Origin of the sequence: Streptomyces sp. NPDC017940, from assembly GCF_044328435.1 — a bacterium.
Taxonomy (GTDB): domain Bacteria; phylum Actinomycetota; class Actinomycetes; order Streptomycetales; family Streptomycetaceae; genus Streptomyces.
This window is the reverse complement of record NZ_JBIRHJ010000011.1, coordinates 43,660-65,336: the sequence shown is the minus strand read 5'-3', so window position 1 is coordinate 65,336 and position 21,677 is coordinate 43,660. Positions and strand designations below refer to the sequence as shown.

Here is a 21,677-nt window from a genome sequence, read left to right as displayed (position 1 = left end):
GCATAGTGGGTGCTCATGTCGGCCGGAGCGGCGGATGCCACGCCCACGCCTGACACGCACATGGCAAATACCAGTTCACAACGGGGGTAATCACTCCATGCGTTCCCTTCGTGCGCCCTTCGCGCGCAGCGGCCGTCGCGCCGCCCTCGCCGCGACCGGGCTCGCCGCCGCGCTGGCGCTCACCGCGACGGCCTGCGGTCCGAGCGAGGACAAGGCGGGTGACCAGGCGGACTCCGACGCGGCGCAGGACGCGGACAAGGGCTCCGACTCCGGTTCCGATTCGGGCGGCGGACTCACCGGCGACCTCGCCGACCGGCTGCGGAAGCACGGCATCGACCCGGACAAGTGGAAGGACGGCGCCTGGAAGGACTGGAGCAAGGACGACTGGCTGCGCGAGGCCAAGGACTTCGTCAACCCGGTCATAGACGGGCACTGGAAGCCGGAGCGGATGCAGGAGGCGAAGGACCCGAACAAGACGATCGCGGCCAAGGACGCGACCGCCGACCAGGGCGCGACCGATCCCGAGCCGTCGCCGGTCAGGGCCGAGCCCGAGAAGACGCCGTACCACGAGAACGCCGCCCCGGTCGGAAAGATCTTCTTCGACTCCCCCGAGGGCTCGATGGTCTGCTCCGGCACGGTCGTGAAGGACCCGCGCAACCCGGGCAGGTCCAACCTCGTGTGGACGGCGGGACACTGCGTGCACGCGGGCGCGCAGGGCGGCTGGTACCGCAACATCACCTTCGTGCCCTCCTACAACGACCTCGGCAAGTCCGAGGCGGCGCTGAGCAACGCGGCGCCGCAGGAGATCGCGCCGTACGGCCAGTGGTGGGCGGACTGGGTCTCCACCTCCGGCGAGTGGATCGACCAGGGCGCGGCTTCGGGCGGCGCGGGTGCCCCGTACGACTACGCCGTCATGCACGTGAAGCCGCAGGAGGGCACCAAGTCCCTCGAGGAGACCGTGGGCAACGCGCTGGACGTCGACTTCTCGACTCCCTCGGCGCGGAGCGTGAGCTCCATGGGCGCGTGGGGCTATCCGGCGGCGGCGCCGTACGACGGCCTGATGATGCACAAGTGCATCGACAAGCCGGGCCGTCTGTCGCTCGACCCGGCGACGCCGACGATGTACCGCATCGGCTGCACCATGACCGGCGGTTCGTCGGGCGGCGGCTGGTTCCGGGCCGTGGGTGACAAGACCGAGCTCGTCTCCAACACGTCGATCGGCCCGGCCGGGAACACCTGGCTGGCGGGCCCCCAGCTGGGCACCGGCGCGAAGCGGGTCTTCGACATGATGAGCGAGAAGTACGGGGCGCAGTGACCTCGGGCCGGCGGGCCCGGGCCCCTGCGGGGGCTGAGCGCATGGTGAAGGCCCCGCCCCCTCGTGAGGGGGCGGGGCCTTCACCATGAACGCCTGCCCGCGTGTGCCTGCCCGCGTGTGCCTGCCCGCGTATGCCTGCCCGCGTACGCCTGCCCGCGTCAGCGGGGTCGTGCCGCCGCGGTCGGTACGCGGCGGCAGCAGCGGAGCCGGTGCGCGGCTCGCCGTCAGTGCGCCGCGGGAACGAACGGCGCGAGTTCCGCCGCGAGTTCCTCGTGCACCCGGGCCTTGAGCAGGGTGCCCTCGGCGGTGTGCTCCTCGGAGAGCACCTCGCCGTCGGCGTGCGCACGCGATACCAGCTGACCGTGGGTGTACGGCACGAGGGCCTCGATCTCGACCTCGGGCCTGGGCAGTTCGGCGTCGATGAGCGCGAGCAGCTCCTCGATGCCGGTACCGGTCCGCGCGGACACGACGATGGCGTGCTTCTGCGTACGCAACAGCCGCTGGACGACCAGCGGGTCGGCCGCGTCCGCCTTGTTGATCACTACGATCTCCGGCACGTCCGTCGCGCCCACATCGCGGATGACCTCGCGCACGGCGGCGAGCTGCTCCTCCGGCGCGGGGTGCGAACCGTCCACGACGTGCAGGATGAGGTCGGACTCGCCGACTTCCTCCATGGTGGAGCGGAAGGCCTCCACGAGGTGGTGCGGCAGATGCCGGACGAAACCGACCGTGTCGGCCAGGGTGTACAGCCGACCGCTCGGGGTCTCCGCCCTGCGGACCGTCGGGTCGAGGGTGGCGAACAGGGCGTTCTCCACCAGCACTCCCGCGCCGGTGAGGCGGTTCAGGAGGGAGGACTTGCCCGCGTTCGTGTATCCGGCGATGGCGACCGAAGGCACCTTGTTGCGCTTGCGCTCCTGGCGCTTGATCTCGCGGCCGGTCTTCATCTCCGCGATCTCCCGGCGCATCTTCGCCATCTTCTCGCGGATCCGCCGCCGGTCCGTCTCGATCTTGGTCTCACCGGGACCGCGGGTGGCCATGCCGCCACCGCCGCCGCCACCCATCTGCCGGGAGAGCGACTGGCCCCAGCCGCGGAGCCTCGGCAGCATGTACTGCATCTGCGCGAGGGCCACCTGGGCCTTGCCCTCTCGGGACTTGGCGTGCTGGGCGAAGATGTCGAGGATCAGGGCGGTCCTGTCGACCACCTTGACCTTGACGACGTCTTCGAGGTGGATGAGCTGGCCGGGGCTCAGCTCACCGTCGCAGACGACGGTGTCCGCACCGGTTTCGAGCACGATGTCACGCAGCTCCAGGGCCTTGCCCGAGCCGATGTACGTGGCCGGGTCGGGCTTGTCGCGGCGCTGGATGACTCCGTCGAGGACGTGCGCGCCCGCGGTCTCCGCGAGTGCGGCGAGCTCGGCGAGGGAGTTCTCCGCGTCGTCGACCGTCCCGGAGGTCCAGACGCCGACGAGCACGACGCGCTCAAGGCGGAGCTGTCGGTACTCGACCTCGGTGACGTCCTCGAGCTCGGTGGAGAGGCCCGCCACGCGGCGCAGGGCCGCGCGCTCGGAGCGGTCGAGCTGATCGCCGTCCCGCGCTCCGTCGATCTCGTGGCTCCAGGCGACGTCCTCTTCCATCAGGGCATCGGCCCGAAGACCTTCGGGGTAGTTCTGCGCGAAGCTCTGTGCGTCCTGGGAAGGGGAAGAAGAGGAGGTCATTGGGTCCTTTACGTCGATGGGAATCCGATACGGAGAGCGCGTCCGAGCGTCTGCCGCCCTGTCGCACCCGCACACCGTCGTGGCGTACGTCTCGTGTGCCACAGCGCCACCCGTTCATGTCCGACAACGCTCACAGGCTCCCGGAGATTCCCGGGACCAGCCGGAACCGTCCCTGAGATGTCCCCGAGGGGATCTCCCGGACGGGCCGCGCCGTCGACCTGAAGATGGTCGCACGGTACGGCCCGTCTCGTCACCTGAGTTTTCCGTGTGCTGCCCAGCCCTTTTGGGCTGACTATTACTGTCTGCGTCTGCTGCCGAGCGCTTTCGGGCTGTCGCCCAGGCCGGTCCCTACTTCTTGGCGGGTGCCGCCTTCTTCCCCGGCGCCGTCGTGGTCCAGTCCGGGTGGCCCGGCATCGGCGGCGTCTTCTCGCCGTACAGCCAGCCGTCGAAGAACCCGTCCAGATCACGTCCCGCGACGTCGGACGCGAGCCGGACGAAGTCGGCCGTCGTCGCGTTCCCGTCCCGGTAGGTGTGCACCCAGGCCCGCTCCAGCGCCTCGAACGCGGGGCGTCCGATCTCCTCGCGCAGGGCGTAGAGCACGAGGGCGCTGCCGTCGTACACGACGGGCCTGAAGATGCTGATCTTCTGGCCGGGCTTGGGACCCTTGGGTGCGGCGGGCGGCCCGCCGGCCGCGCGCCAGCGGTCGGAGAGACCGTAGGCGTAGCGCATGCGCTTCTCCATGGGCTGGCGCGCCTTCTCCTCCGCGTACAGCGCTTCGTACCAGGTGGCGTGCCCCTCGTTCAGCCACAGGTCGGACCAGGTGCCCGGGCTGACGCTGTTGCCGAACCACTGGTGCGCCAGTTCGTGCACCATGATCGCGTCGACGTACCACTCGGGCAGGTCCGCCCGCGTGAACAGCGCCTTCTCGAAGAGCGACAGCGTCTGCGTCTCCAGTTCGAAGCCGGTCCTGGCGTCGGCGACGAGCACGCCGTACGTCTCGAACGGATAGCGGCCGACCTTGTCCTCCATCCACGACATCTGGCCGGGCGTCTTCTTGAGCCAGGGCTCCAGGACCTTGCGGTCCTTCGTCGGCACGACGTCGCGCAGCGGCAGGCCGAGGGGCCCGGTGCGGTGCAGCACGGTGGAGCTGCCGATGGACACCTGGGCCAGCTCGGTCGCCATGGGGTGGTGGGTGCGGTACGCCCAGGTGGTGGTGTCGGCGCGGCGCGTCCTGTCCAGGGGCAGGCCGTTGGCGACGGCGGTGAGGCCCTTGGGGGCGGTGACGCGGAAGGTGAACTGCGCCTTGTCCGCCGGGTGGTCGTTGCACGGGAAGACGTGGTGCGCGACGTCGGCCTGGTTGGCCATGGCCAGGCCGTCACCGGTGCGCACCCAGCCGCCGTCGCCCTTGGCGGACACCGGGTCGCTGGTGTGCCGCACGGTGATCCGCAGTCGCTCACCGGCCCGCACGGGTGCGCCCGGCGTGACGACGAGGTCCTCGCCCGCGGTGGTGAAGTCGGCGCGGGCGCCGTTCACGTCGACGGAACGGACCTCGCCGTGCGTGAAGTCGAGGTTGACGCGCTCCAGCGGTGCCGTCACGGTGGCGTTGATCTTCGTGAGCGCGTCCAGGGGCTTGCTGTTGTCGCCGCGGTAGGTGAAGGCGATGTCGTACGACGTCACGTCGTACCCGGGGTTTCCCAGGTGCGGGAAGAGACGGTCGCCGATGCCGAGCGGCGCGGCCGGCTGCGGGGCGCTCGCGGCGAGCAGGGCGGCGGAGGTGGCGGTGGCGAGGACGCCGACCGCGACGCGGACGGCCTTCGGCCGGGCCCGGAAGCCCTTCGGCCGTGGCATCTCGGTGCGGGTGGTGGAGAGCATGAAACACCGCTATCAGCGCGGGCCTTCCCCATCGGGACGGCACGCGCCGAGCCCACCCGAACGAGTCGGCAAGGGGTGGTGCGGGCCCTTCCCGCGAAGGGCCGTCAGCGCGCGGCTGCGGCCCGGCCCTTGGCCCGGGTCACGTCGTACACACCCGGTACGTTGCGCATCGCGCGCATGAGTCCGGGCAGCTCGCCGGCGTCGGGCAGTTGCAGGGTGTACGTGTGGCGCACGCGCTGCTGGCTGGGTGGTTCGACGGTCGCCGAGATGATCGCGGCGCCCTCCAGGGCGATGGCTTCCGTGAGATCGGCCAGGAGGTGCGGCCTGCCGAACGACTCGGCGATCAGTGTGACCCGGCACTCCGTGGCGTCGCCCCAGCGCACCCCGACCTCCGGGCGCCCCACCTCCGTCATGCGCGCCACCGTGGGACAGCCGACGCGGTGGACGGTGACGACGCCGCCGCGCACCGTGAAACCGGTGATCTCGTCGGGCGGCACGGGCGTACAACAGCCGGCGAGCCGCACGGTGGCGCCCTCCCGGTCGGCGACGACGTCCGCGGCGGCCGGGCGCAGCGCCGCGGACACCTGAGGCCGCTGGGTGGCCGCGGGCACCGCAACGGGGGCGGGGTCCGGGGCCACCGGCGCGGGCGTGGCCGGCGCGGGGTGGGTGCTCAGCCAGCGGCGGATGGCGATCCGCGCGGCGGGTGTGCGGGCGTGGTCGAGCCAGTCGTGTGCGGGCCCGGACGCCGGGTCCTGGGCCATGAGGAGCTGCACGGTGTCGCCGTCCCGCAGGACCGTGCCGAGGGCCGCGAGGCGGCCGTTGACGCGGGCGCCGATGCAGGCGTGGGCGTCCTCGCCGTACTGCGCGTAGGCGGCGTCCACGCAGCTGGCACCGGCGGGCAGCCCGAGCGTGCCGCCGTCGGGGCGATAGACGGCGATCTCGCGGTCCTGGGCGAGGTCCTCGCGCAGCGTGGACCAGAAGGTGTCGGAGTCGGGGGCGGCCTGCTGCCAGTCGAGGAGGCGGGAGAGCCAGCCGGGGCGGGTGGGGTCGGCGCGCTCGCCGTCGGCCGGCTGTTCCTCGGGGGGCGGGGCGTAGGGGTTGCGCAGGGCGACGACGCCCGCTTCCGCGACCTGGTGCATCTGGTGGGTGCGGATGAGGACTTCGGCGACTTCGCCGTCGGCGCGGGCCACGGCCGTGTGCAGCGATTGATAGAGGTTGAACTTCGGCAGGGCGATGAAGTCCTTGAACTCCGAGACGACCGGCGTGAAGCAGGTGTGGAGTTCGCCGAGGACTCCATAGCAGTCGGCGTCCTCGTGCACGAGGACGAGGAGGCGGCCGAAGTCGGCGGGGCGCAGCTCGCCGCGTTTGCGGTGTGCGCGGTGGACGGAGACGAAGTGGCGTGGCCGGATGAGGACTTCCGCCGCGATGCCCGCGTCGCGCAGCACGCCGCGCACCTCTTCGGAGATGTCCGCGAGCGGATCGTCCCCGGCTTTCGCCTTCGTCGCGAGCAGCTCTTTGACCTCGGCGTACTCCTGCGGATGGAGGATCGCGAAGACCAGGTCCTCCAGCTCGGTCTTCAGGGCCTGCACGCCGAGCCGTTCGGCGAGCGGGATGAGGACGTCACGGGTGACCTTGGCGATGCGGGCCTGTTTCTCGGGGCGCATCACGCCGAGCGTGCGCATGTTGTGCAGCCGGTCGGCGAGTTTGATCGCCATCACGCGTACGTCGTTGCCGGTGGCCACCAGCATCTTGCGGAACGTCTCGGGCTCGGCGGCGGCTCCGTAGTCAACTTTTTCCAGCTTGGTGACGCCGTCGACCAGATAGCACACGTCGTCGCCGAACTCGGCGCGCACCTGCTCCAGCGTGACGTCGGTGTCCTCGACGGTGTCGTGGAGAAGGGAGGCGGTCAACGTCGTGGTCTCCGCGCCGAGTTGGGCGAGGATGAGCGTGACGGCGAGCGGGTGTGTGATGTACGGCTCACCGCTCTTGCGCATCTGGCCGCGGTGCGAGGACTCCGCGAGGACGTAGGCGCGGCGCAGGGGCTCCAGGTCCGCATCCGGGTGGTGGCCGCGGTGGGCCTCCGCCACATGGCCGATGGCGTCCGGGAGACGGTCGCGGGTGGCCGGTCCCAGCAGTGCGGCACGACCGATTCTGCGCAGGTCAAGTCGGGGGCGGGCGCGCTTTCGCTGGCCCGGGGCCGTTGTGGGGCCGGGCGTCGCTGGATTCGTCGCCTCCGCACTCATGGGCACCTCCGGCAGCTTCGACCGGCGGTGAGCGAACGACTGCGTGCTCCGTCCGGGCCGGTGCTTGATGCTATCGAGCCCATCACGCGGCGCTGACCCGCTCTCGCCGAGCGTGAAACGGATCACCCATTCGAGCGACAGTTCCGTGGAGCGTCGTTTCGACAGGGGCGAGCGCGGTTTCGACCGGGGCGCACGGGCGGGAGCGGGCGCGCGGCCCGCGTCCCCCTGTGCGCCGTGCGGCCGAGCCCCGCACTCAGGCCGACTCTCCCGCCGCGGTCAGCCGTCCCGCGTCGATCTCGCCCTCGGCGACGATCACCGCGGGGCCTGTCATCGCGATCTCGCCGTCCGGCGACTCGGTGATCGACAGGCGGCCGCCGGGCAGATCGACGGTGTACGTCACCGGGGTGCCGGTCCTGGCCGGGTCGAGGCCGTCCCTGCGGGCCGCAGCGACGGCCACCGCGCACGCGCCCGTGCCGCACGAGCGGGTCTCGCCCGCGCCGCGCTCGTGCACGCGCATGGCGACGTGCCGCGGGCCGCGGTCGACGACGAACTCGACGTTCACGCCGTCAGGGTAGGCCGACGCGGGGCTGAACGGGGGCGGAGTCAGGAGGTCGCCCGCCTGTGCCAGGTCGGTGACGAAGGCGACCGCGTGCGGGTTGCCCATGTTCACGTTGCGCGCGGGCCACTGATGGGCGCCCACGGAGACCGTCACGTCGCCTTCGGGGAGCACGGCCCTGCCCATGGAGACGGTGATGTCGCCTTCCGGGGCGCCGTCCGCCGCGGGCTTGGCGATGTGTGCGTGCTTGACGCCGCCGCGGGTCGCGACGGGCAGGTCGCCCTCGCCGACGAGCCCCGCGTGCTGGAGATAGCGGGCGAAGACGCGCACGCCGTTGCCGCACATCTCGGCGACGGAGCCGTCGCCGTTGCGGTAGTCCATGAACCACTCGGCTTCGCCGGCCAGGTGCCGTGCTTCCGGGTGGGCCGCGGAGCGCACGACGTGCAGGACGCCGTCGGCGCCGATCCCCGCACGGCGGTCGCACAGGGCGGCGACGGTGGCCGGGGACAGCTCGACGGCGTTCTCGGGGTCGGGGACGATCACGAAGTCGTTCTCGGTCCCGTGCCCCTTGAGGAAGGCGATCCGCGTGCTCATCCCTCGATCGTACGGGGTGGCTCCGACAAACCTTCGGGGGCCGTCCGCGGGGCCGGTATGCCCTGGTGCGGGCTGAGCCGGGGGCCGAAGCCCGGGAGCCGAAGCCCGGGAGCCGGATCTCGGCGGAGTCGGGGCGCAGCGGAGTGAAGCTGCGCGGGGCTGGTGCTCGGCGGAGCCGGGACGCAGGGCGGTGATGCCGGGCGGAGCTGCCGCTCGGCGGAGCCGGAACTCAGCGGAGCCGGGCCACGCGCCAGACGGCGAGCACCGCGACGAGCACCACGATCAGCGTGTACGCGGAGACGACCCGCCAGTCCAGCCGCCGCCCCGAGCCGCGCTCCGGCAGGCCGGGCCAGGTGTGGCCGACGCGGCGGGCGGCCATCATGCCCCAGCCCGCGGCACAGGAGCTGATGAGCAGCCCCAGCATGGCCACGACGGCACCGCCGTCGCCGAACTCGAAGGCCAGCGGGAAGGCGAACATCAGGGAGCCGACGGCGGCCAGGATCACGATCGGCGCGAGCTGCCAGATGCGCAGCCTGCGCTGCGGCCGCAGCTCGACCTCGACCTGCGGCTCCGTCGTCAGGGCCTCGTCGGAGGGCCCGTCGTCGGTCACGCCTCCGGCCACGAGTCCGGCGCTGTCCGGTCCGTCCGGGCTGAGCGACTCACCGTGCCGTGCGGTGTGCCGCTCGCCGTCATGTGCGGTGTCACGAGGGCCGGCCTCCATCGCCACGCGCCCTCCCACTCCGGCCTCAGCTGGTCGATCGATGGTCGATGATGGCACGCCGTCAGGTGCCCCGATGACCGGCTGAGCGTCCCGATGCCATCACGTGATCAGGCTGTGACCGCTCGTTCGACCAACGCCAGTGCGCTCCCCCGGAGTTCCCCGCGGTCGGCCACGGCGCCGCTCAGCCAGTGCACCCGCGGATCGCGGCGGAACCAGGAGTCCTGTCGGCGGGCGAAGCGCTTGGTGGCGCGCACGGTCTCGGCGCGCGCCTCGTCCTCGGTGCACTCACCGGCGAGCGCCGTGAGCACCTGCTGATAGCCGAGCGCGCGGGCGGCCGTGCGCCCCTCCCGTAGCCCCCGCGCCTCCAGCGTGCGCACCTCGTCCACGAGTCCGGCCTCCCACATGCGGTCCACGCGCGTGGCGATGCGTTCGTCGAGCTCGGGCCTGCCCACGTCGACGCCGATCTGCACGGTGTCGTACACGGACTCGTGTCCGGGCAGGTTGGCGGTGAACGGCTTGCCGGTGATCTCGATGACTTCGAGGGCGCGCACGATCCGGCGTCCGTTGCCGGGCAGGATGGCGCGCGCCGCGTCCGGGTCGGCCACGGCGAGGCGCGCGTGCAGCGCGCCCGGGCCGAGCCGGGCGAGCTCCTCCTCCAGGCGCGCACGTACGGCGGGGTCGGTGCCGGGGAACTCCAGCTGGTCGACGGCTCCGCGCACGTACAGTCCGGAGCCGCCGACAAGGACCGGCCAGCGGCCCTCGCCGAGCAGCCGGTCGATCTCCGCGCGTGCCAGCTTCTGGTACTCGGCCACGCTCGCCGCCTCGGTGACGTCCCAGATGTCGAGGAGGTGGTGCGGAACGCCGTCGCGTTCGGCGGGCGTCAGCTTGGCGGTACCGATGTCCATCCCCCGGTACAGCTGCATCGAGTCGGCGTTGACGACTTCGCCGCCCAGGCGCTGGGCGAGGAAGACACCCAGATCGGACTTTCCGGCCGCGGTCGGCCCGACGACGGCGATGACCCGCGGGGCGGGAGCTGCACTTTTCACCGCACCAGTCTCGCAAACCACGGCGCACGTGCCCGAACGAGCTACGTGACGACACGGCTCCGGGGTCGTTGCCTGTTGCGAGGTCCCGGCCGCCGGTTTCGAGAACCGGTGACCCGGGCGAAGCAATCGGACGCACCGGGCGGCGCGGGATTTCGCCCACACGAGTAACGTATGGAGTAGATATGGGCGTTTTTGCACGGTTCCGCCGGAAGTCCAAGGGCACGGAGGAGGCCTCGGCCGCTGAGGCGGCGGTTGACGGCCGGACGGCCGAGCAGGAGGCGGCTGGCAAGCCCTCCGAGGCCGAAGGCGGGGCCGCGGCGGACGACGCCAAGGGCGAGGCGAGGAGTGCTGCGGACACCGAATCCGCCTCCGCTTCCGCTTCTGCCTCGGGATCCGACCCCGTTCCGGACTCCGGCGCTGTGACCAGTTCCGGTTCCGGTTCCGGTTCTCAGGCCGAGGCTTCCGGCTCTCTCGCCGGTGCTGATGCCGAGGCGACGGAAGCGGGCGCGTCGGCTGCCGCCGACAGGGGCGCAGGCGCTGACGGCGCCACGGTCGCCGAGGGCGCCGCCGGTGCCGACGATGCCGCTGCCGACGGCGCGGACAACGTGGAGATCCCCAAGCAGCAGTCCGCGCAGGAGGCGGCCGACAGCGAGGCCGGTGAGAGCGCCCGCAAATGACTCCCCCGCGAGGAAGGTGACCCCATGGGCTTCCTGAACCGTCTGAAAGACAAGCTCGCCCCCGCCAAGGGCAAGGCCTCCGACCTCGCGCAGCAGCACGGGGACAAGATCGACTCGGGCCTGGACAAGGCCGCGCAGCTGGTCGACCGGAGGACCAAGGGCAAGTACAGCAAACAGATCCGGACGGGGACGGGCAAGGCGAAGGAGGCCTTGGACCGTTTCGCGGAAGAGGACGACGGCCGTCGGCAGGACGACGGCCGCGGACAGGAAGACGGCCGTGGACAGGTAAACGGCCGCGAGGGGGACGACGGCCGCAAGGATGTCGGCGGTCGCACTCCCCCCGGCGGCACCCGGCCGCCGTCACCGCCGGAACCGCCGTCGTCACCGACACCCCCCGCGGCTTCCTGAGCACACCCTGCACAACCGGTTGACGGCCGCGGAGCGCACTCGGCTCCGTGGCCGTCGGCCTGTGTACGGTACGGCCGCGCGCCGCAGGGCTCGCCTGTGCGCGGTGCCGTGGCCGGGCGGAGGGCCCGGCTACGTACCGGGAAGCATCACCGCACCGCACCGTACGGATGACAGAAGGCCGCGTACAGGCGCACGCTGGCGCGTGTGGGCGCATAAACGCGCGTGCAGGGAACCAGCAGCAGCGCGAGGCACCCGCGACCGCCCCGCGAGAACCGGGCCCCTACGACCAGGCCGCCACCAGGTATCCCACGCCGTACGGCGCGTCATCGAAGAGCAGCTCGCCGCTCAGGGCGGCCCCTCCACGGGCACCCGCAGCGCCCGCCAGCACCTGCCAGGGGGCGCGTCCGGCCGCCTTGAGCTGTCCCGCGAGGTCCGCGTCCAGTTCCTTGAGCGCCGTCACATCCGCGGCGGCCAGCGCCCGCGCCACGGCCGCGTCGAACTCCGCCGCCCGCTCGTCCAGATATCCGGGGGCCTTCAGCGTCCGGCACGCGCTGGCGTCACCCATCACGAGCAGCGCCACCCGCTCCGCGCGCCCGGCGATCTCTTCCCCGAGCCGGACGCACCGCTCGGCCTCGAGGGGTTCCGCCACACCGAGGCCTTCGAGGGGCGCGGCCGACCACCTCGTGCGCTCCAGAAGCCACCCCGCTACGGCCAGCGACACCGGTAGCTCCCCCGCCGCACCCTCTTCGCCCCCGTGGGAGCCGGCGGCACCCGTGGGGGCCGCTCCCAGGCGTACGTCGAGGTCCACACCGAAACCACGGAACGAACCGCGCGCCCCCTGGGCGTGCGTTCCCCGGCCGCGCGCCCCCGCCGGGCCCACGACGACCAGGCGGTCGGGCCGGGACGCCGCGAGCACCCCGATCACGTCGGAGCACGCCGCCCGCGCGGTGTCCAGTTCCGGTGCCGCACCCGCGGCGACCTCGGGGACGAGCAGGGGCGGGCAGGGGCAGACAGCCGCGGCGACAAGCATGATCCGCAGCGTAACGGGTCCAGTCGCGGCCGCCCCCAGTCGCAGCCGCCATCGCCCCTAGGCGCAGCCACCCCTAGCCACAGCCACAGCCACCCCTAGTCGCAGCCGCAGCCGCTCCCCGCGGCCGCCGGCAGCGGCTGCGGCACGCCCACCTTGGGCAGGCCGAGCAGGACGCCCGTGGGCTTCGCGGCCTCCGCCGCGTTCCGCTTCTCCCAGGCGTCGCCCGCGCGAGTGCGCCGTACGTCGAGGACGGCGCCCTCGGCGAGGAGGTGGTGCGGCGCCGCGTACGTGATCTCGACGGTCACCACGTCACCGGGGCGGACCTCGGTGTCGGGCTTGGTGAAGTGGACCAGGCGGTTGTCGGCGGCACGGCCGGAGAGGCGGTGGGTGGCGCCGTCCTTGCGTCCCTCGCCCTCGGCGACCATCAGCTCCAGGGTGCGGCCGACCTGCTTCTTGTTCTCGTCCCAGGAGATCTCCTCCTGGAGGGCGACCAGGCGCTCGTAGCGGGCCTGTACGACCTCCTTGGGGATCTGGCCTTCCATGGTGGCCGCGGGGGTGCCGGGGCGCTTGGAGTACTGGAACGTGAACGCCTGGGCGAAGCGGGCCTCGCGGACCACGTGCAGGGTCTGCTCGAAGTCCTCCTCGGTCTCCCCGGGGAAGCCGACGATGATGTCCGTGGTGATGGCGGCGTGCGGGATGGCGGCGCGCACCTTCTCGATGATCCCCAGGTAGCGCTCCTGGCGGTACGAGCGGCGCATCGCCTTCAGGACGGTGTCCGAGCCCGACTGCAACGGCATGTGCAGCTGGGGCATCACGTTCGGCGTCTCGGCCATCGCGGCGATCACGTCGTCCGTGAAGTCGCGCGGGTGCGGCGAGGTGAAGCGCACCCGCTCCAGGCCCTCGATCCGCCCGCAGGCGCGCAGCAGCTTGCTGAAGGCCTCACGGTCGCCGATGTCGGAGCCGTAGGCGTTCACGTTCTGCCCGAGCAGGGTGATCTCCGAGACGCCCTCGCCGACGAGCGCCTCGACCTCGGCGAGGATGTCACCGGTCCTGCGGTCCTTCTCCTTGCCGCGCAGCGCGGGCACGATACAGAAGGTGCAGGTGTTGTTGCAGCCGACGGAGATCGACACCCAGGCCGCGTACGCGCTCTCGCGGCGCGTGGGCAGCGTCGAGGGGAACGCCTCCAGGGACTCGGCGATCTCGACCTGCGCCTCTTCCTGTACGCGGGCGCGCTCCAGGAGCACCGGCAGCTTGCCGATGTTGTGCGTACCGAAGACGACGTCCACCCAGGGCGCCTTCTTCACGATGGTGTCGCGGTCCTTCTGGGCCAGGCAGCCGCCGACGGCGATCTGCATGCCGGGACGCTGCGTCTTCCTGGGGGCGAGGCGGCCGAGGTTTCCGTAGAGGCGGTTGTCGGCGTTCTCGCGGACCGCGCACGTGTTGAAGACGACGACGTCCGCGTCGCCGTCGGAGCCCTCGGGCGCACGCACGTAACCGGCGTCCTCCAGGAGGCCGGAGAGCCGTTCGGAGTCGTGGACGTTCATCTGGCACCCGTAGGTGCGGATCTCGTAGCTTCGCGCAACGGCCACTTCGTCCACTGCTTCGTCCACTGCTCCGGTACGGACACTGCTGCTGGTCATCCCTCAAGGGTAAGGGGGCACCCATGGTGCACCTCACCCCCTCGTCCGCCCCGCCCGTCACACGACGCCGGTCACCGTCACCTCGATCTGCGCGGAGCCGTTGTCCCCCGCCTCCGTACGGAGGGCGTCGAGGACGGCGGAGCGCACCGCGCGGGTCACGTCCAGGGCGCGGTGTCCGCGGTTGAGCACCACGTACACCTGGATGTCGAGGCCCTCGGAGCCCTTGTGCCGCCGTACGCGCACCCCGGAGGCACCGGCGCCGCCCCGCGCCGCTCCGAGCCCCACCGATGAGCGCAGGAGCCCGGCGAGGCCGGGCCGCAGGAAGGCCACGCCGCGGGTGGCGAGGACGGCGGCGCCGACGGTGTCCTCCAGGGTGCGGGGAGCCTGCTGGTCCGTCATCGCTGCCGCCCTTCCGCCGCGTCCTCGTCCCCGTCGAGCAGGTCGGTGACCACGACGTCGACCGCCGCGATCCGCATGCCGAGCTCGTGGTCCGCGGCCCCGACGATCCGGGCGCGCACCTCGTCCGCCACGCGTTGCAGGTTCCAGGAGAGCCCCGCCTGTACTTCGACGCGGACCCTGGCCGGTCCCCGGGGGAGCCGTCCCGGAGGCGGCGGGGAGGCGGACGCGTCCTGCGGGGCGGCCTCGACGCGGCAGCTGCCCGCGCGGACTCCCGGCAGGGTGTCGACGGCGGCCCGGAACGTCCGCGCGGCCGCCGCCTCCACGATCCACGCGTCCTCGTCGACCTCGCCGAGCGGGAGCGTGCGTCCGGGCCGCAGCTCCAGGCGGACCACGTCCATGACGCGGTCCGTGAGCGCGGCGGTGTCCCACGGCGGTACCGGCGGCTCGTCGTCGCGTGCCCGCGCGACGACGCCCTCCAGTGCCCGTAGGGCGCGCAGGGCCTCGGTGCAGTGCGCGCAGCCGGCCGTGTGCGGGTCCGGCTGGCCCGCCTCCGCCAGCTCCCACACCCGCGCCAGCTCCCGTCCGCAGGGAAGGACGTCCTCTTCGGAGGCGCCGTCGAACGATGTGCCGTCCGGTGCCCCGCTCTCGTTCATCGCCATCCGGCCATCGCCTCCGTCAGATAGCGCCGGGCCCTGAAGACACGGCCGCGGGCCGCCTCCTGGCTGATGCCGACCGTCTCGGCAATGGACTCGTAGGGCACGTCGTCCAGTTCCCGCAGGACCCAGCACACCCGCTGCTCCGGAGACAGCCCTTCTATCGCCCGTGACAGGTCGGCGACGGCCGCGTGGGCCTCCGCCGCGCGCGGCGGCGACACCTGGTGGTCGGGCGCCTGCGGCTCCGGAACACTGTCCAGGGCCGTCACCGGCTGCCGCGAGCGCAGCAGGTTGAGGCAGCGGTTGGTGACGATCCGGTGTATCCACGTGCCGAACCGGGCGTCCCCGCGGAACTCCGGGAGCTTGCGCCAGGCGCTCACGAACGACTCCTGTACGGCGTCCTCGGCCTCTGTCGGGCTGCCGAGCAGCCGCGTGGCGAGGCGCAGCAGGACGGGCGCGTGACGGTGCACGAGCGCCTCGAAGGCCTCTTCGTCGCCCTCGGCCGCGCGTACCGCCAACAAGGCGTCCTCGTGCGGCAACGGCGCATCCGCGTCCTCCGGCTCTCTGCCCCGGTCCCCGGGCACACGCGGCTCCTCTCGCTCCGGTCGTGCTCGTACGACACACGACGAGCCGCCCGCGTTACGCGGCGCAGGCACGCTACCCCTCGGCAGAAGAAATTGCCGGGAGGCGCGTAACGGATTCGGGGCATCCGTGTCAGTGGGAGTGAACAACTCGAACGCGAAGAGGGTGCGGCGCCCGCTCCGGCGCGCGGGACGCATTCGGGGGCAGAGGTACGGAGGGAGGGGCAGAGACGACTCAGCCGACCGCCCCACACCCCCTCGCACTGCCTACTGCGTACCTCGTACCTCGTACCGAGCTTCACCACATCGCACATGACTAGGAGATACCGATATGGCGACACAGGAGTTCACCTCGAAGCCGACGACGTCCGGCGGCAGCGAGACGGACGGCGCCGGCGGTTCGCGGAACCCTGAGGGAGCCACCACCCTCACGGGCCGCACCGGCGCCGACGAACCGGCGGCGACGCGCGGCAAGACCTCCATCGCCGACGTGGTGGTCGTCAAGATCGCCGGTATGGCGGCGCGGGAGATCCCCGGAGTGCACGACATGGGCGGCGGCCTGTCCCGCACCATCGGCGCGGTGCGCGACCGCGTCCCCGGCGGCCGTCCGAACGTGGGGCGCGGTGTGAAGGTGGAGGTCGGCGAGCGGCAGACGGCGATCGACCTGGACATCGTCGTCGAGTACGGCGTGCCCATCACGGACGTCGCCCACGACGTGCGCGAGAACGTCATCGCGGCCGTGGAGCGCATCACCGGCCTGGAGGTCGTCGAGGTCAACGTCGCCGTCAACGACGTGCACCTGCCCGACGACGACCGGGACGCCTCCGCCGAAACCCGCGTGGAGTAGCACCGCGAGCACTGTCCCCGATGTGTGGCCCCGCGGATCTCCCCGGCGGCGCCCTGCCCGATGTCCTTCTCTGCGGTGTGAGGTGAGTGGTGAACAAAGCCCTGGTGGGCCTGTTGGTGGGCATGGCGCTGGGATTCGCCGGGTGGTTCGGCGGGTTCGGTGCGTTCTTGCTGGTCGCCGCGCTCGGCGCGGTCGGTTTCGTCCTCGGACGCCTGGCGGACGACGGCGTCGACGTCCGCGACTTCCTGTCGGGCCGTGACCGGGAGCGGCGATGAGCGGTCCCGCCCCGGAGCCCGGTCCGGCACCCGTCGCCGGGCGCGGGGCCGTCCCCGCCGCCGAGCGCGGCGCGACCACCGTCGCGGACCGGGCGGTGCGCCGCATCGCGGAACGGGCCGCCACGGAGGCCCTGGGGCCCGGCGACGTCCGGGTCGGGCGGGGTTCGGCGGCCGTGCGTGGCCGCCGGGCCCGGGTGGGGGTCACGGTGTCCGTGCCCTACCCGGGTGTCCTGGACGACACCGGTGCGCGCGTGCGGGCCCATGTCGTCGACCGCACGTCCCGGTTGACGGGCCTCTCCGTGGACCCGGCACGGATTCATGTGCGGGAATTGTCCGTGCGGGAACTGCCCGGGCGGGAGCCGTCCGCGCAGGGCGCCCCCGGGCAGGGCGCCCCCGGGCAGGAGGAAGCCCCCGTACAGGGTGCGGCCCCCGTACAGGTAGACCTCCTACAGAAGAAGAGCGTGCCCGCGCAGGCGGCCGCTTCGCTTCGGAAGGCTTCCGTCGCCGAACCGTCCTCTACGGAGATGCCGGTTTCCCGCGGCGACCGTCGGCGGCCGTGGTCCGAACGCCGGGTGCCCGTGGCCGTGTTGGTCCTGGCCGCGGCCGCCGTCTCCGGAGTCGTGCTGTACGACGTGGTGGCGGTGCACGCGGCCGGTCGGCCGCCCGCGCGGTGGCGGGTCAGGCTCATGGAGTGGCTGTCCACGCACGGCCCGGAGGCGGGGACGGCGATGAACCTCGTTGCCGCGGCGGCCGTGTCGGCGCTCGGCTTGTGGCTGCTGTTCCTGGCGGTCACCCCGGGGCTGCGGCGCCGACTGCCGCTGACGCCACCGCTGTCCGGCGTACGGGCCGTCCTGGAGCGCGGGGCGGCCGCTGCGCTGTTGCGGGACGCCGTCGCGGAAGTGCCGGGCGTCACGAAGGTCCGGGTGCGGTTCGGACGCCGCCGGGCCCGGGTGCGCGGCGGACTGGAGTTCGGGGACCCCGTCACCGTCCGCCAGGAGGCCCTCAGAGCGGCCCAGGAGGCGCTGACGGAGATGGGCCTCGCCAGGCCGCCCAAACTCCGCGTACGGCTGCGCAGGGAGCCGTACTGGCGGGCACCGGAGGCCTCGTCGCAGACGCCGGAAGGATTGCAGGCGCCGGAGAGGCCGCAGACGCCGGATGAGCCGCAGGTCCCCGGGGAAGCGCAGGGCCCAACAGAAGCGCAGGGCCCGCCAGAGCCGCAGGACCCCAGGAGAACGCAGGCCCCGGCACAACCCCAGGCCCCCGAGAAAGCACAGGACCCGGCACAACCCCAAGCCCCCGGGAAAGCGCAGGACCCGGCACAACCGCAGGCCCCGGGAGACCCAGGCAACCCAGGAGACCCAGGCAACCCCCGAGACCCCGAAGGCCCGCAGGAGCACACCGGGAGGAACACACCCTCATGAGCGCACTCCGTCGAGGCGTGAACCGCGCGACGCTGCTCTGCGCGGCGGCGGCGCTCCTGGGCGCCGGCGCCGCCCTGGCCACCACGGCAGATCCCGTTCGCGACCGGCTGCCGTCCGGCTGGCCGCTCCTGGACACCGACCGCGTGTGGCTGGGCGAGCGCACGGTCGACGGCTGGCGCGACCACGGCTGGTGGACGCCCGCGGTGATCACGGGCTTGTCCCTCGCCCTGCTGCTGTTCCTGTCCTGGGCCGTTCTGGAGTTCCGTTCCGGGCGCCTGCGCGTCCTGCAACTGGGGAGGCCCGGTGTGACCCTGGCGGGCCCGGCGCTGGCCGCCGCGATGGCCGAGCGCGTACGGGCCGTCGACGGCGTGGCCCGGGCCCATGTGCGTCTCGTCGGGCGGCCCCTGCGGCTGCGGGCCCGCATCACCCTCGTCCTGACCCCGGAGGGCTCCCCCCGCGCCGCACTGCGTCAGGTGTCCCTCCAGGCCGTGGCGGAGGCCCGTGCGGCCGCGGCCCCGAGGGAGCTCGACGCGGAGGTGCGGATGAGCGTCCAGAGCCACAAGGCCCGGCGCATCCGCTGAGCCGCGCGCCCCAGCACCGACACGGGGCGCCCCGAACGCCGCATCGGGGTGCCCGCGCTCACCCCGTGGGCGTGCGCCGTAAGCCTCCCTTGTGCAAGTCGGTGCGGAAGCGGCAAGTCCCCGCAGTAGATTGCCTGTTGACGTCATCACCCGGACAACGTCACGCCAGGAGGCGATCACGTGACCGCGAGTTCATCCCCGCAGGGCGAATCCGGCTCCCCGCAGGACGCGGCCGCCGCCGTGCGCGACCGGATCAACACCGCGCAGCCGCACACCGCCCGGATCTGGAACTACTGGCTCGGCGGCAAGGACAACTACGCGGTCGACCGGGAGGCGGGCGACCGCATCCGCGCACTGCACCCGGGAATCGGTGACTACGCGCGCGCGGACCGGCTGTTCCTCGGCCGCGCGGTGCGGCACCTGGTGGCCGACTGCGGCGTACGCCAGTTCCTCGACATCGGCACCGGCCTGCCGACCGCCGACAACACCCACGAGGTGGCCCAGCGGATCGCCCCGGAGGCACGCATCGTCTACGTAGACAACGATCCGCTGGTGCTGACCCATGCGCGCGCCCTGCTGACCAGCTCCCCCGAAGGACGCACGGACTACCTGGACGCCGACATGCGCGATGTCGACTCCGTCCTCGCGCACGCCGCTAAGACCCTGGACCTCAGCCGGCCGGTGGCGCTGATGCTCCTCGGGGTGGTGATCTTCATCGAGGACGACGAGGAGGCACTCGGTCTCGTACGCCGCGTGCTGGACGCGCTGCCGCCGGGCAGCCACCTGGTGCTCTCGCACACGATCACCAGTCCTGCGATGCCCGACGTCGACGCGGCCGTGGCCTTCTGGAACGAACACGGAACACCGAAGCTCACGCAGCGCACCCCCGAGCAGGTCGCCCGCTTCTTCGACGGTCTCACCCTCCTCGAACCCGGCGTGGTGTCCTGCTCACGGTGGCGCCCGGACCCGACCGAGCAGGGCGATCCCGACGAGGTGGCGATGTTCGGCGGAGTGGCCCGCAAGGACTGAGCCGATCAACAATGCACGCATGCAGTCGCCCACGCCGTCCTCGAACGACGCCCGCCCGCACGACAAGTTGCACACCGGTGAACCGGACGTCGACGTGCCGCTGGTGCGCGGCCTGCTCGCCGCGCAGTTCCCTGAGTGGGCCGGACTGCCGGTCCAGCGGCTCCCTTCGTCCGGCACCGTGAACGCGGTGTTCCGGCTCGGCGACACCATGACGGTGCGCCTCCCGCGCACCCCCGGGGGCGCCGACGACGTGGCCATGGAGAGCCGCTGGCTGCCGTGGCTCGCCCCGCAGCTCCCGGTGGCCGTCCCCGCCGTGCTCGGCCGCGGCGAGCCCGGCGAGGGCTACCCCTGGTCCTGGTCGGTGCACCGCTGGCTCGACGGTGCGCACCCGGTCGCCGGTGGCCTGACGGCGCCCGGCGCCCTGGCCGCGGACCTGGCCGCGTTCGTCACGGCGCTGCGCCGTGTCGACACCGCCGACGGGCCGCCCGCCCATCGCGGAGGCCCGCTGGCGGGAGAGGACACCGAGACGCGCAAGGCCATCGCCGAGCTGCGGGAGCACGACGAAGGCTTCGACCTGGACGCCGCGACCGCGGTCTGGGAGTCGGCCCTGCGCGCCCCCGCCTGGGACGGCCCGCCCGTCTGGGTCCACTCCGACCTCATGCCCGGCAACCTCCTGACCCGTGGCGGCCGCCTCCACGCGGTGATCGACTTCGGTACCGCGGGCGTCGGCGACCCCGCCTGCGACCTGATCGCCGCGTGGAACCTCCTGCCCGCCCACGTCCGCGCGCGGTTCCGCACCGGCACGGGCGCCGACGACGCGACATGGGAGCGCGGGCGCGGCCGGGCGCTGTCCATGGCGCTGATCCAGCTGCCGTACTACGCCGCGACGCATCCGGTGATCGCCGCCAACGCCCGGCACGTCATCCGCGAGGTCCTCGCCGACCACGCCCGACAGGGCTGACGCGCCCCGCCGCCGCCTCGGCCGACCCCCGCCCCCGCCCCTGGGCCCCGCCTCCGCCTCCTCCGGGGAACCGGCCCTGGCCAGCACGGCGTACGAAGTGGCAGGATCGCGGCCATGCTCGCGGCCCTGCCCCCTCTCAGCCGGCGCCGGGCCCTCCAGGCCTCGGCGGCCGCATTCGTGGTGTGCGGGCTGCTCCTGTGGTGGCTGCTCCCTGTCGGCGGGAGTTCGCCGCAGGGCCGGATGACGTTCAGTACGGGCGTCAAGGGCGCCGTCTACGAGCGGTACGGGAAGCTGCTGCGCAACGCCGCCGCCAACGACATGCCGGACGTCGGCATCAAGCTCCTCAACAGCGAGGGGTCACAGCAGAACGTCGAACGGGTGGCCACCGGGATGGCCGACTTCACCATCGCGGCGGCCGACGCCGTGGAGGCGTACCGCCTCGACAACCGGCCGGGCGCGCGCCGGCTACAGGGCTGCGCGCGCCTGTACGACGACTACGTACAGCTCGTCGTCCGGCGCTCGTCCACGATCGAGAAGGCACAGGACCTGCGGGGCAAGCGCGTCGCCGTGGGCCAGCCGCGCTCGGGCGTGCGGCTGATCGCGGGCCGGGTCCTCAAGGCCGCGGGGCTGGACCTGGACAAGGACCTCACGGCCCTGCCCGCGGGCATAGACACCGCTCCCGACATGCTGCGGCACAACGAGATCGACGCGTTCTTCTGGTCCGGCGGGCTGCCCACGACGTCGGTGCGCGAGCTGTCCGAGCGCCTGGACATCCGCCTGGTGCCGCTCGGCGACCTGGTCGACGCGCTGCACCAGCAGGGCGGCGCGTCCCGCTACTACCGCGCCGCGGTCATGCCGGCCGACGCCTACCCGCACGCCCAGCAGCACGGGTCCGTGCCGACGCTGGCCGTGGCGAACCTCCTGGTGACCACGGACCGGGCCGACCCCGAGCTGACCGAGGGCCTGACCCGTACGGTGATCGACAGCCGGGACCACATCGGCGCGCGCGTGCACGCGGCGCAGCTGGTCGACCTGCGCACCGCCCTGTACACGGATCCCCTCACCCTGCACGAGGGCGCGCGCCGCTACTACCGGTCGGTCAAGCCCTGAGCC

At 72.7% G+C, this 21,677-nt stretch carries 21 protein-coding genes; 10 read left to right on the top strand and 11 right to left on the bottom strand.

The annotated features are described in order from the left end of the window. The first annotated feature begins 97 nt into the window (after positions 1-97). Entirely contained in the window at positions 98-1,315 is a 1,218-nt protein-coding gene (locus ACH4DX_RS31780; RefSeq protein ID WP_398157634.1) for a trypsin-like serine peptidase, read from the top strand. A gap of 224 nt (positions 1,316-1,539) precedes the next feature. Here the strand turns inward: ACH4DX_RS31780 and hflX are convergent, their stop codons facing one another. The 6 genes from hflX to miaA form a co-directional block, all read right to left on the bottom strand. Next, positions 1,540-3,030, bottom strand: a complete 1,491-nt coding sequence (hflX, locus tag ACH4DX_RS31775) for a GTPase HflX (RefSeq protein WP_398115885.1) — start codon at positions 3,028-3,030, stop codon at positions 1,540-1,542. A gap of 348 nt (positions 3,031-3,378) precedes the next feature. Beyond that, on the bottom strand, positions 3,379-4,902 hold the full coding sequence (locus ACH4DX_RS31770) for a M1 family metallopeptidase (protein ID WP_398157633.1): 1,524 nt from the start codon (positions 4,900-4,902) through the stop codon (positions 3,379-3,381). Positions 4,903-5,006: 104 nt separating this feature from the next. Beyond that, positions 5,007-7,145: a RelA/SpoT family protein gene (locus ACH4DX_RS31765; protein WP_398115889.1), complete on the bottom strand. Its 2,139-nt coding sequence runs from the start codon at positions 7,143-7,145 to the stop codon at positions 5,007-5,009. Between the two features lie 253 nt (positions 7,146-7,398). Further along, entirely contained in the window at positions 7,399-8,295 is an 897-nt protein-coding gene (dapF, locus tag ACH4DX_RS31760) for a diaminopimelate epimerase (protein ID WP_398157632.1), read from the bottom strand. Positions 8,296-8,524: 229 nt separating this feature from the next. After that, entirely contained in the window at positions 8,525-9,016 is a 492-nt protein-coding gene (locus ACH4DX_RS31755; protein WP_398116130.1) for a hypothetical protein, read from the bottom strand. A 107-nt stretch (positions 9,017-9,123) separates the two neighbouring features. After that, entirely contained in the window at positions 9,124-10,062 is a 939-nt protein-coding gene (miaA, locus tag ACH4DX_RS31750) for a tRNA (adenosine(37)-N6)-dimethylallyltransferase MiaA (protein WP_398157631.1), read from the bottom strand. A gap of 182 nt (positions 10,063-10,244) precedes the next feature. On the opposite strand from miaA, the gene ACH4DX_RS31745 reads away from it, so the two are divergent. Both ACH4DX_RS31745 and ACH4DX_RS31740 read left to right on the top strand, forming a co-directional pair. Beyond that, complete coding sequence (locus ACH4DX_RS31745) at positions 10,245-10,739, top strand: hypothetical protein (RefSeq protein ID WP_398157630.1); 495 nt, start codon at positions 10,245-10,247, stop codon at positions 10,737-10,739. 24 nt (positions 10,740-10,763) lie between these two features. After that, positions 10,764-11,147, top strand: coding sequence for an antitoxin (locus tag ACH4DX_RS31740; protein WP_398115897.1), 384 nt, complete (start codon positions 10,764-10,766; stop codon positions 11,145-11,147). 280 nt (positions 11,148-11,427) lie between these two features. Here the strand turns inward: ACH4DX_RS31740 and ACH4DX_RS31735 are convergent, their stop codons facing one another. From ACH4DX_RS31735 to ACH4DX_RS31715, 5 genes are all read right to left on the bottom strand, one after another. Next, a complete protein-coding gene (locus ACH4DX_RS31735) occupies positions 11,428-12,177 on the bottom strand; it encodes a class III extradiol dioxygenase subunit B-like domain-containing protein (RefSeq protein ID WP_398157629.1) in 750 nt (249 codons plus the stop codon). 95 nt (positions 12,178-12,272) lie between these two features. Next, complete coding sequence (miaB, locus tag ACH4DX_RS31730) at positions 12,273-13,817, bottom strand: tRNA (N6-isopentenyl adenosine(37)-C2)-methylthiotransferase MiaB (RefSeq protein WP_398157628.1); 1,545 nt, start codon at positions 13,815-13,817, stop codon at positions 12,273-12,275. 57 nt (positions 13,818-13,874) lie between these two features. Beyond that, positions 13,875-14,216 (bottom strand): Asp23/Gls24 family envelope stress response protein, encoded by a 342-nt coding sequence (locus ACH4DX_RS31725; protein WP_398157627.1) that lies wholly within the window; start codon positions 14,214-14,216, stop codon positions 13,875-13,877. Beyond that, the gene (locus tag ACH4DX_RS31720; protein WP_398157626.1) at positions 14,213-14,875 is read right to left on the bottom strand and encodes a hypothetical protein; all 663 of its coding nucleotides are present in this window, start codon (positions 14,873-14,875) and stop codon (positions 14,213-14,215) included. Before ACH4DX_RS31720 ends, ACH4DX_RS31725 begins: the two co-directional genes overlap by 4 nt. After that, positions 14,866-15,453 (bottom strand): RNA polymerase sigma factor, encoded by a 588-nt coding sequence (locus ACH4DX_RS31715; protein WP_398115906.1) that lies wholly within the window; start codon positions 15,451-15,453, stop codon positions 14,866-14,868. The genes ACH4DX_RS31720 and ACH4DX_RS31715 overlap by 10 nt, the downstream gene beginning before the upstream one ends. A gap of 328 nt (positions 15,454-15,781) precedes the next feature. Between ACH4DX_RS31715 and ACH4DX_RS31710 the strand changes: the two genes are divergently transcribed. From ACH4DX_RS31710 to ACH4DX_RS31680, 7 genes are all read left to right on the top strand, one after another. After that, positions 15,782-16,297 carry an Asp23/Gls24 family envelope stress response protein gene (locus ACH4DX_RS31710; protein WP_398157625.1) on the top strand — a complete coding sequence of 172 codons (516 nt, stop codon included), beginning with the start codon at positions 15,782-15,784 and terminating at the stop codon, positions 16,295-16,297. Positions 16,298-16,386: 89 nt separating this feature from the next. Further along, a complete protein-coding gene (locus tag ACH4DX_RS31705) occupies positions 16,387-16,572 on the top strand; it encodes a hypothetical protein (protein ID WP_398115910.1) in 186 nt (61 codons plus the stop codon). Continuing rightward, complete coding sequence (locus ACH4DX_RS31700; RefSeq protein WP_398157624.1) at positions 16,569-17,993, top strand: DUF6286 domain-containing protein; 1,425 nt, start codon at positions 16,569-16,571, stop codon at positions 17,991-17,993. Before ACH4DX_RS31705 ends, ACH4DX_RS31700 begins: the two co-directional genes overlap by 4 nt. Then, positions 17,990-18,574, top strand: coding sequence for a hypothetical protein (locus ACH4DX_RS31695; RefSeq protein ID WP_398115914.1), 585 nt, complete (start codon positions 17,990-17,992; stop codon positions 18,572-18,574). The genes ACH4DX_RS31700 and ACH4DX_RS31695 overlap by 4 nt, the downstream gene beginning before the upstream one ends. Before the next feature lie 180 nt (positions 18,575-18,754). Beyond that, positions 18,755-19,603 (top strand): SAM-dependent methyltransferase, encoded by an 849-nt coding sequence (locus ACH4DX_RS31690; RefSeq protein ID WP_398157623.1) that lies wholly within the window; start codon positions 18,755-18,757, stop codon positions 19,601-19,603. Positions 19,604-19,622: 19 nt separating this feature from the next. Next, positions 19,623-20,564 (top strand): aminoglycoside phosphotransferase family protein, encoded by a 942-nt coding sequence (locus ACH4DX_RS31685; protein WP_398157622.1) that lies wholly within the window; start codon positions 19,623-19,625, stop codon positions 20,562-20,564. 114 nt (positions 20,565-20,678) lie between these two features. Next, positions 20,679-21,674, top strand: a complete 996-nt coding sequence (locus ACH4DX_RS31680) for a TAXI family TRAP transporter solute-binding subunit (protein ID WP_398157621.1) — start codon at positions 20,679-20,681, stop codon at positions 21,672-21,674. Positions 21,675-21,677: the final 3 nt, after the last annotated feature.

Coding starts and splice junctions, on each gene's coding strand:
- ACH4DX_RS31780 (WP_398157634.1), top strand. CDS start 98: ATGCGTTCCCTTCGTGCGCCCTTCGCGCGCAGCGGCCGTCGCGCCGCC.
- hflX (WP_398115885.1), bottom strand. CDS start 3,030: ATGACCTCCTCTTCTTCCCCTTCCCAGGACGCACAGAGCTTCGCGCAG.
- ACH4DX_RS31770 (WP_398157633.1), bottom strand. CDS start 4,902: ATGCTCTCCACCACCCGCACCGAGATGCCACGGCCGAAGGGCTTCCGG.
- ACH4DX_RS31765 (WP_398115889.1), bottom strand. CDS start 7,145: ATGAGTGCGGAGGCGACGAATCCAGCGACGCCCGGCCCCACAACGGCC.
- dapF (WP_398157632.1), bottom strand. CDS start 8,295: ATGAGCACGCGGATCGCCTTCCTCAAGGGGCACGGGACCGAGAACGAC.
- ACH4DX_RS31755 (WP_398116130.1), bottom strand. CDS start 9,016: ATGGAGGCCGGCCCTCGTGACACCGCACATGACGGCGAGCGGCACACC.
- ACH4DX_RS31745 (WP_398157630.1), top strand. CDS start 10,245: ATGGGCGTTTTTGCACGGTTCCGCCGGAAGTCCAAGGGCACGGAGGAG.
- ACH4DX_RS31740 (WP_398115897.1), top strand. CDS start 10,764: ATGGGCTTCCTGAACCGTCTGAAAGACAAGCTCGCCCCCGCCAAGGGC.
- ACH4DX_RS31735 (WP_398157629.1), bottom strand. CDS start 12,177: ATGCTTGTCGCCGCGGCTGTCTGCCCCTGCCCGCCCCTGCTCGTCCCC.
- miaB (WP_398157628.1), bottom strand. CDS start 13,817: ATGACCAGCAGCAGTGTCCGTACCGGAGCAGTGGACGAAGCAGTGGAC.
- ACH4DX_RS31725 (WP_398157627.1), bottom strand. CDS start 14,216: ATGACGGACCAGCAGGCTCCCCGCACCCTGGAGGACACCGTCGGCGCC.
- ACH4DX_RS31720 (WP_398157626.1), bottom strand. CDS start 14,875: ATGGCGATGAACGAGAGCGGGGCACCGGACGGCACATCGTTCGACGGC.
- ACH4DX_RS31710 (WP_398157625.1), top strand. CDS start 15,782: ATGGCGACACAGGAGTTCACCTCGAAGCCGACGACGTCCGGCGGCAGC.
- ACH4DX_RS31700 (WP_398157624.1), top strand. CDS start 16,569: ATGAGCGGTCCCGCCCCGGAGCCCGGTCCGGCACCCGTCGCCGGGCGC.
- ACH4DX_RS31695 (WP_398115914.1), top strand. CDS start 17,990: ATGAGCGCACTCCGTCGAGGCGTGAACCGCGCGACGCTGCTCTGCGCG.
- ACH4DX_RS31685 (WP_398157622.1), top strand. CDS start 19,623: ATGCAGTCGCCCACGCCGTCCTCGAACGACGCCCGCCCGCACGACAAG.
- ACH4DX_RS31680 (WP_398157621.1), top strand. CDS start 20,679: ATGCTCGCGGCCCTGCCCCCTCTCAGCCGGCGCCGGGCCCTCCAGGCC.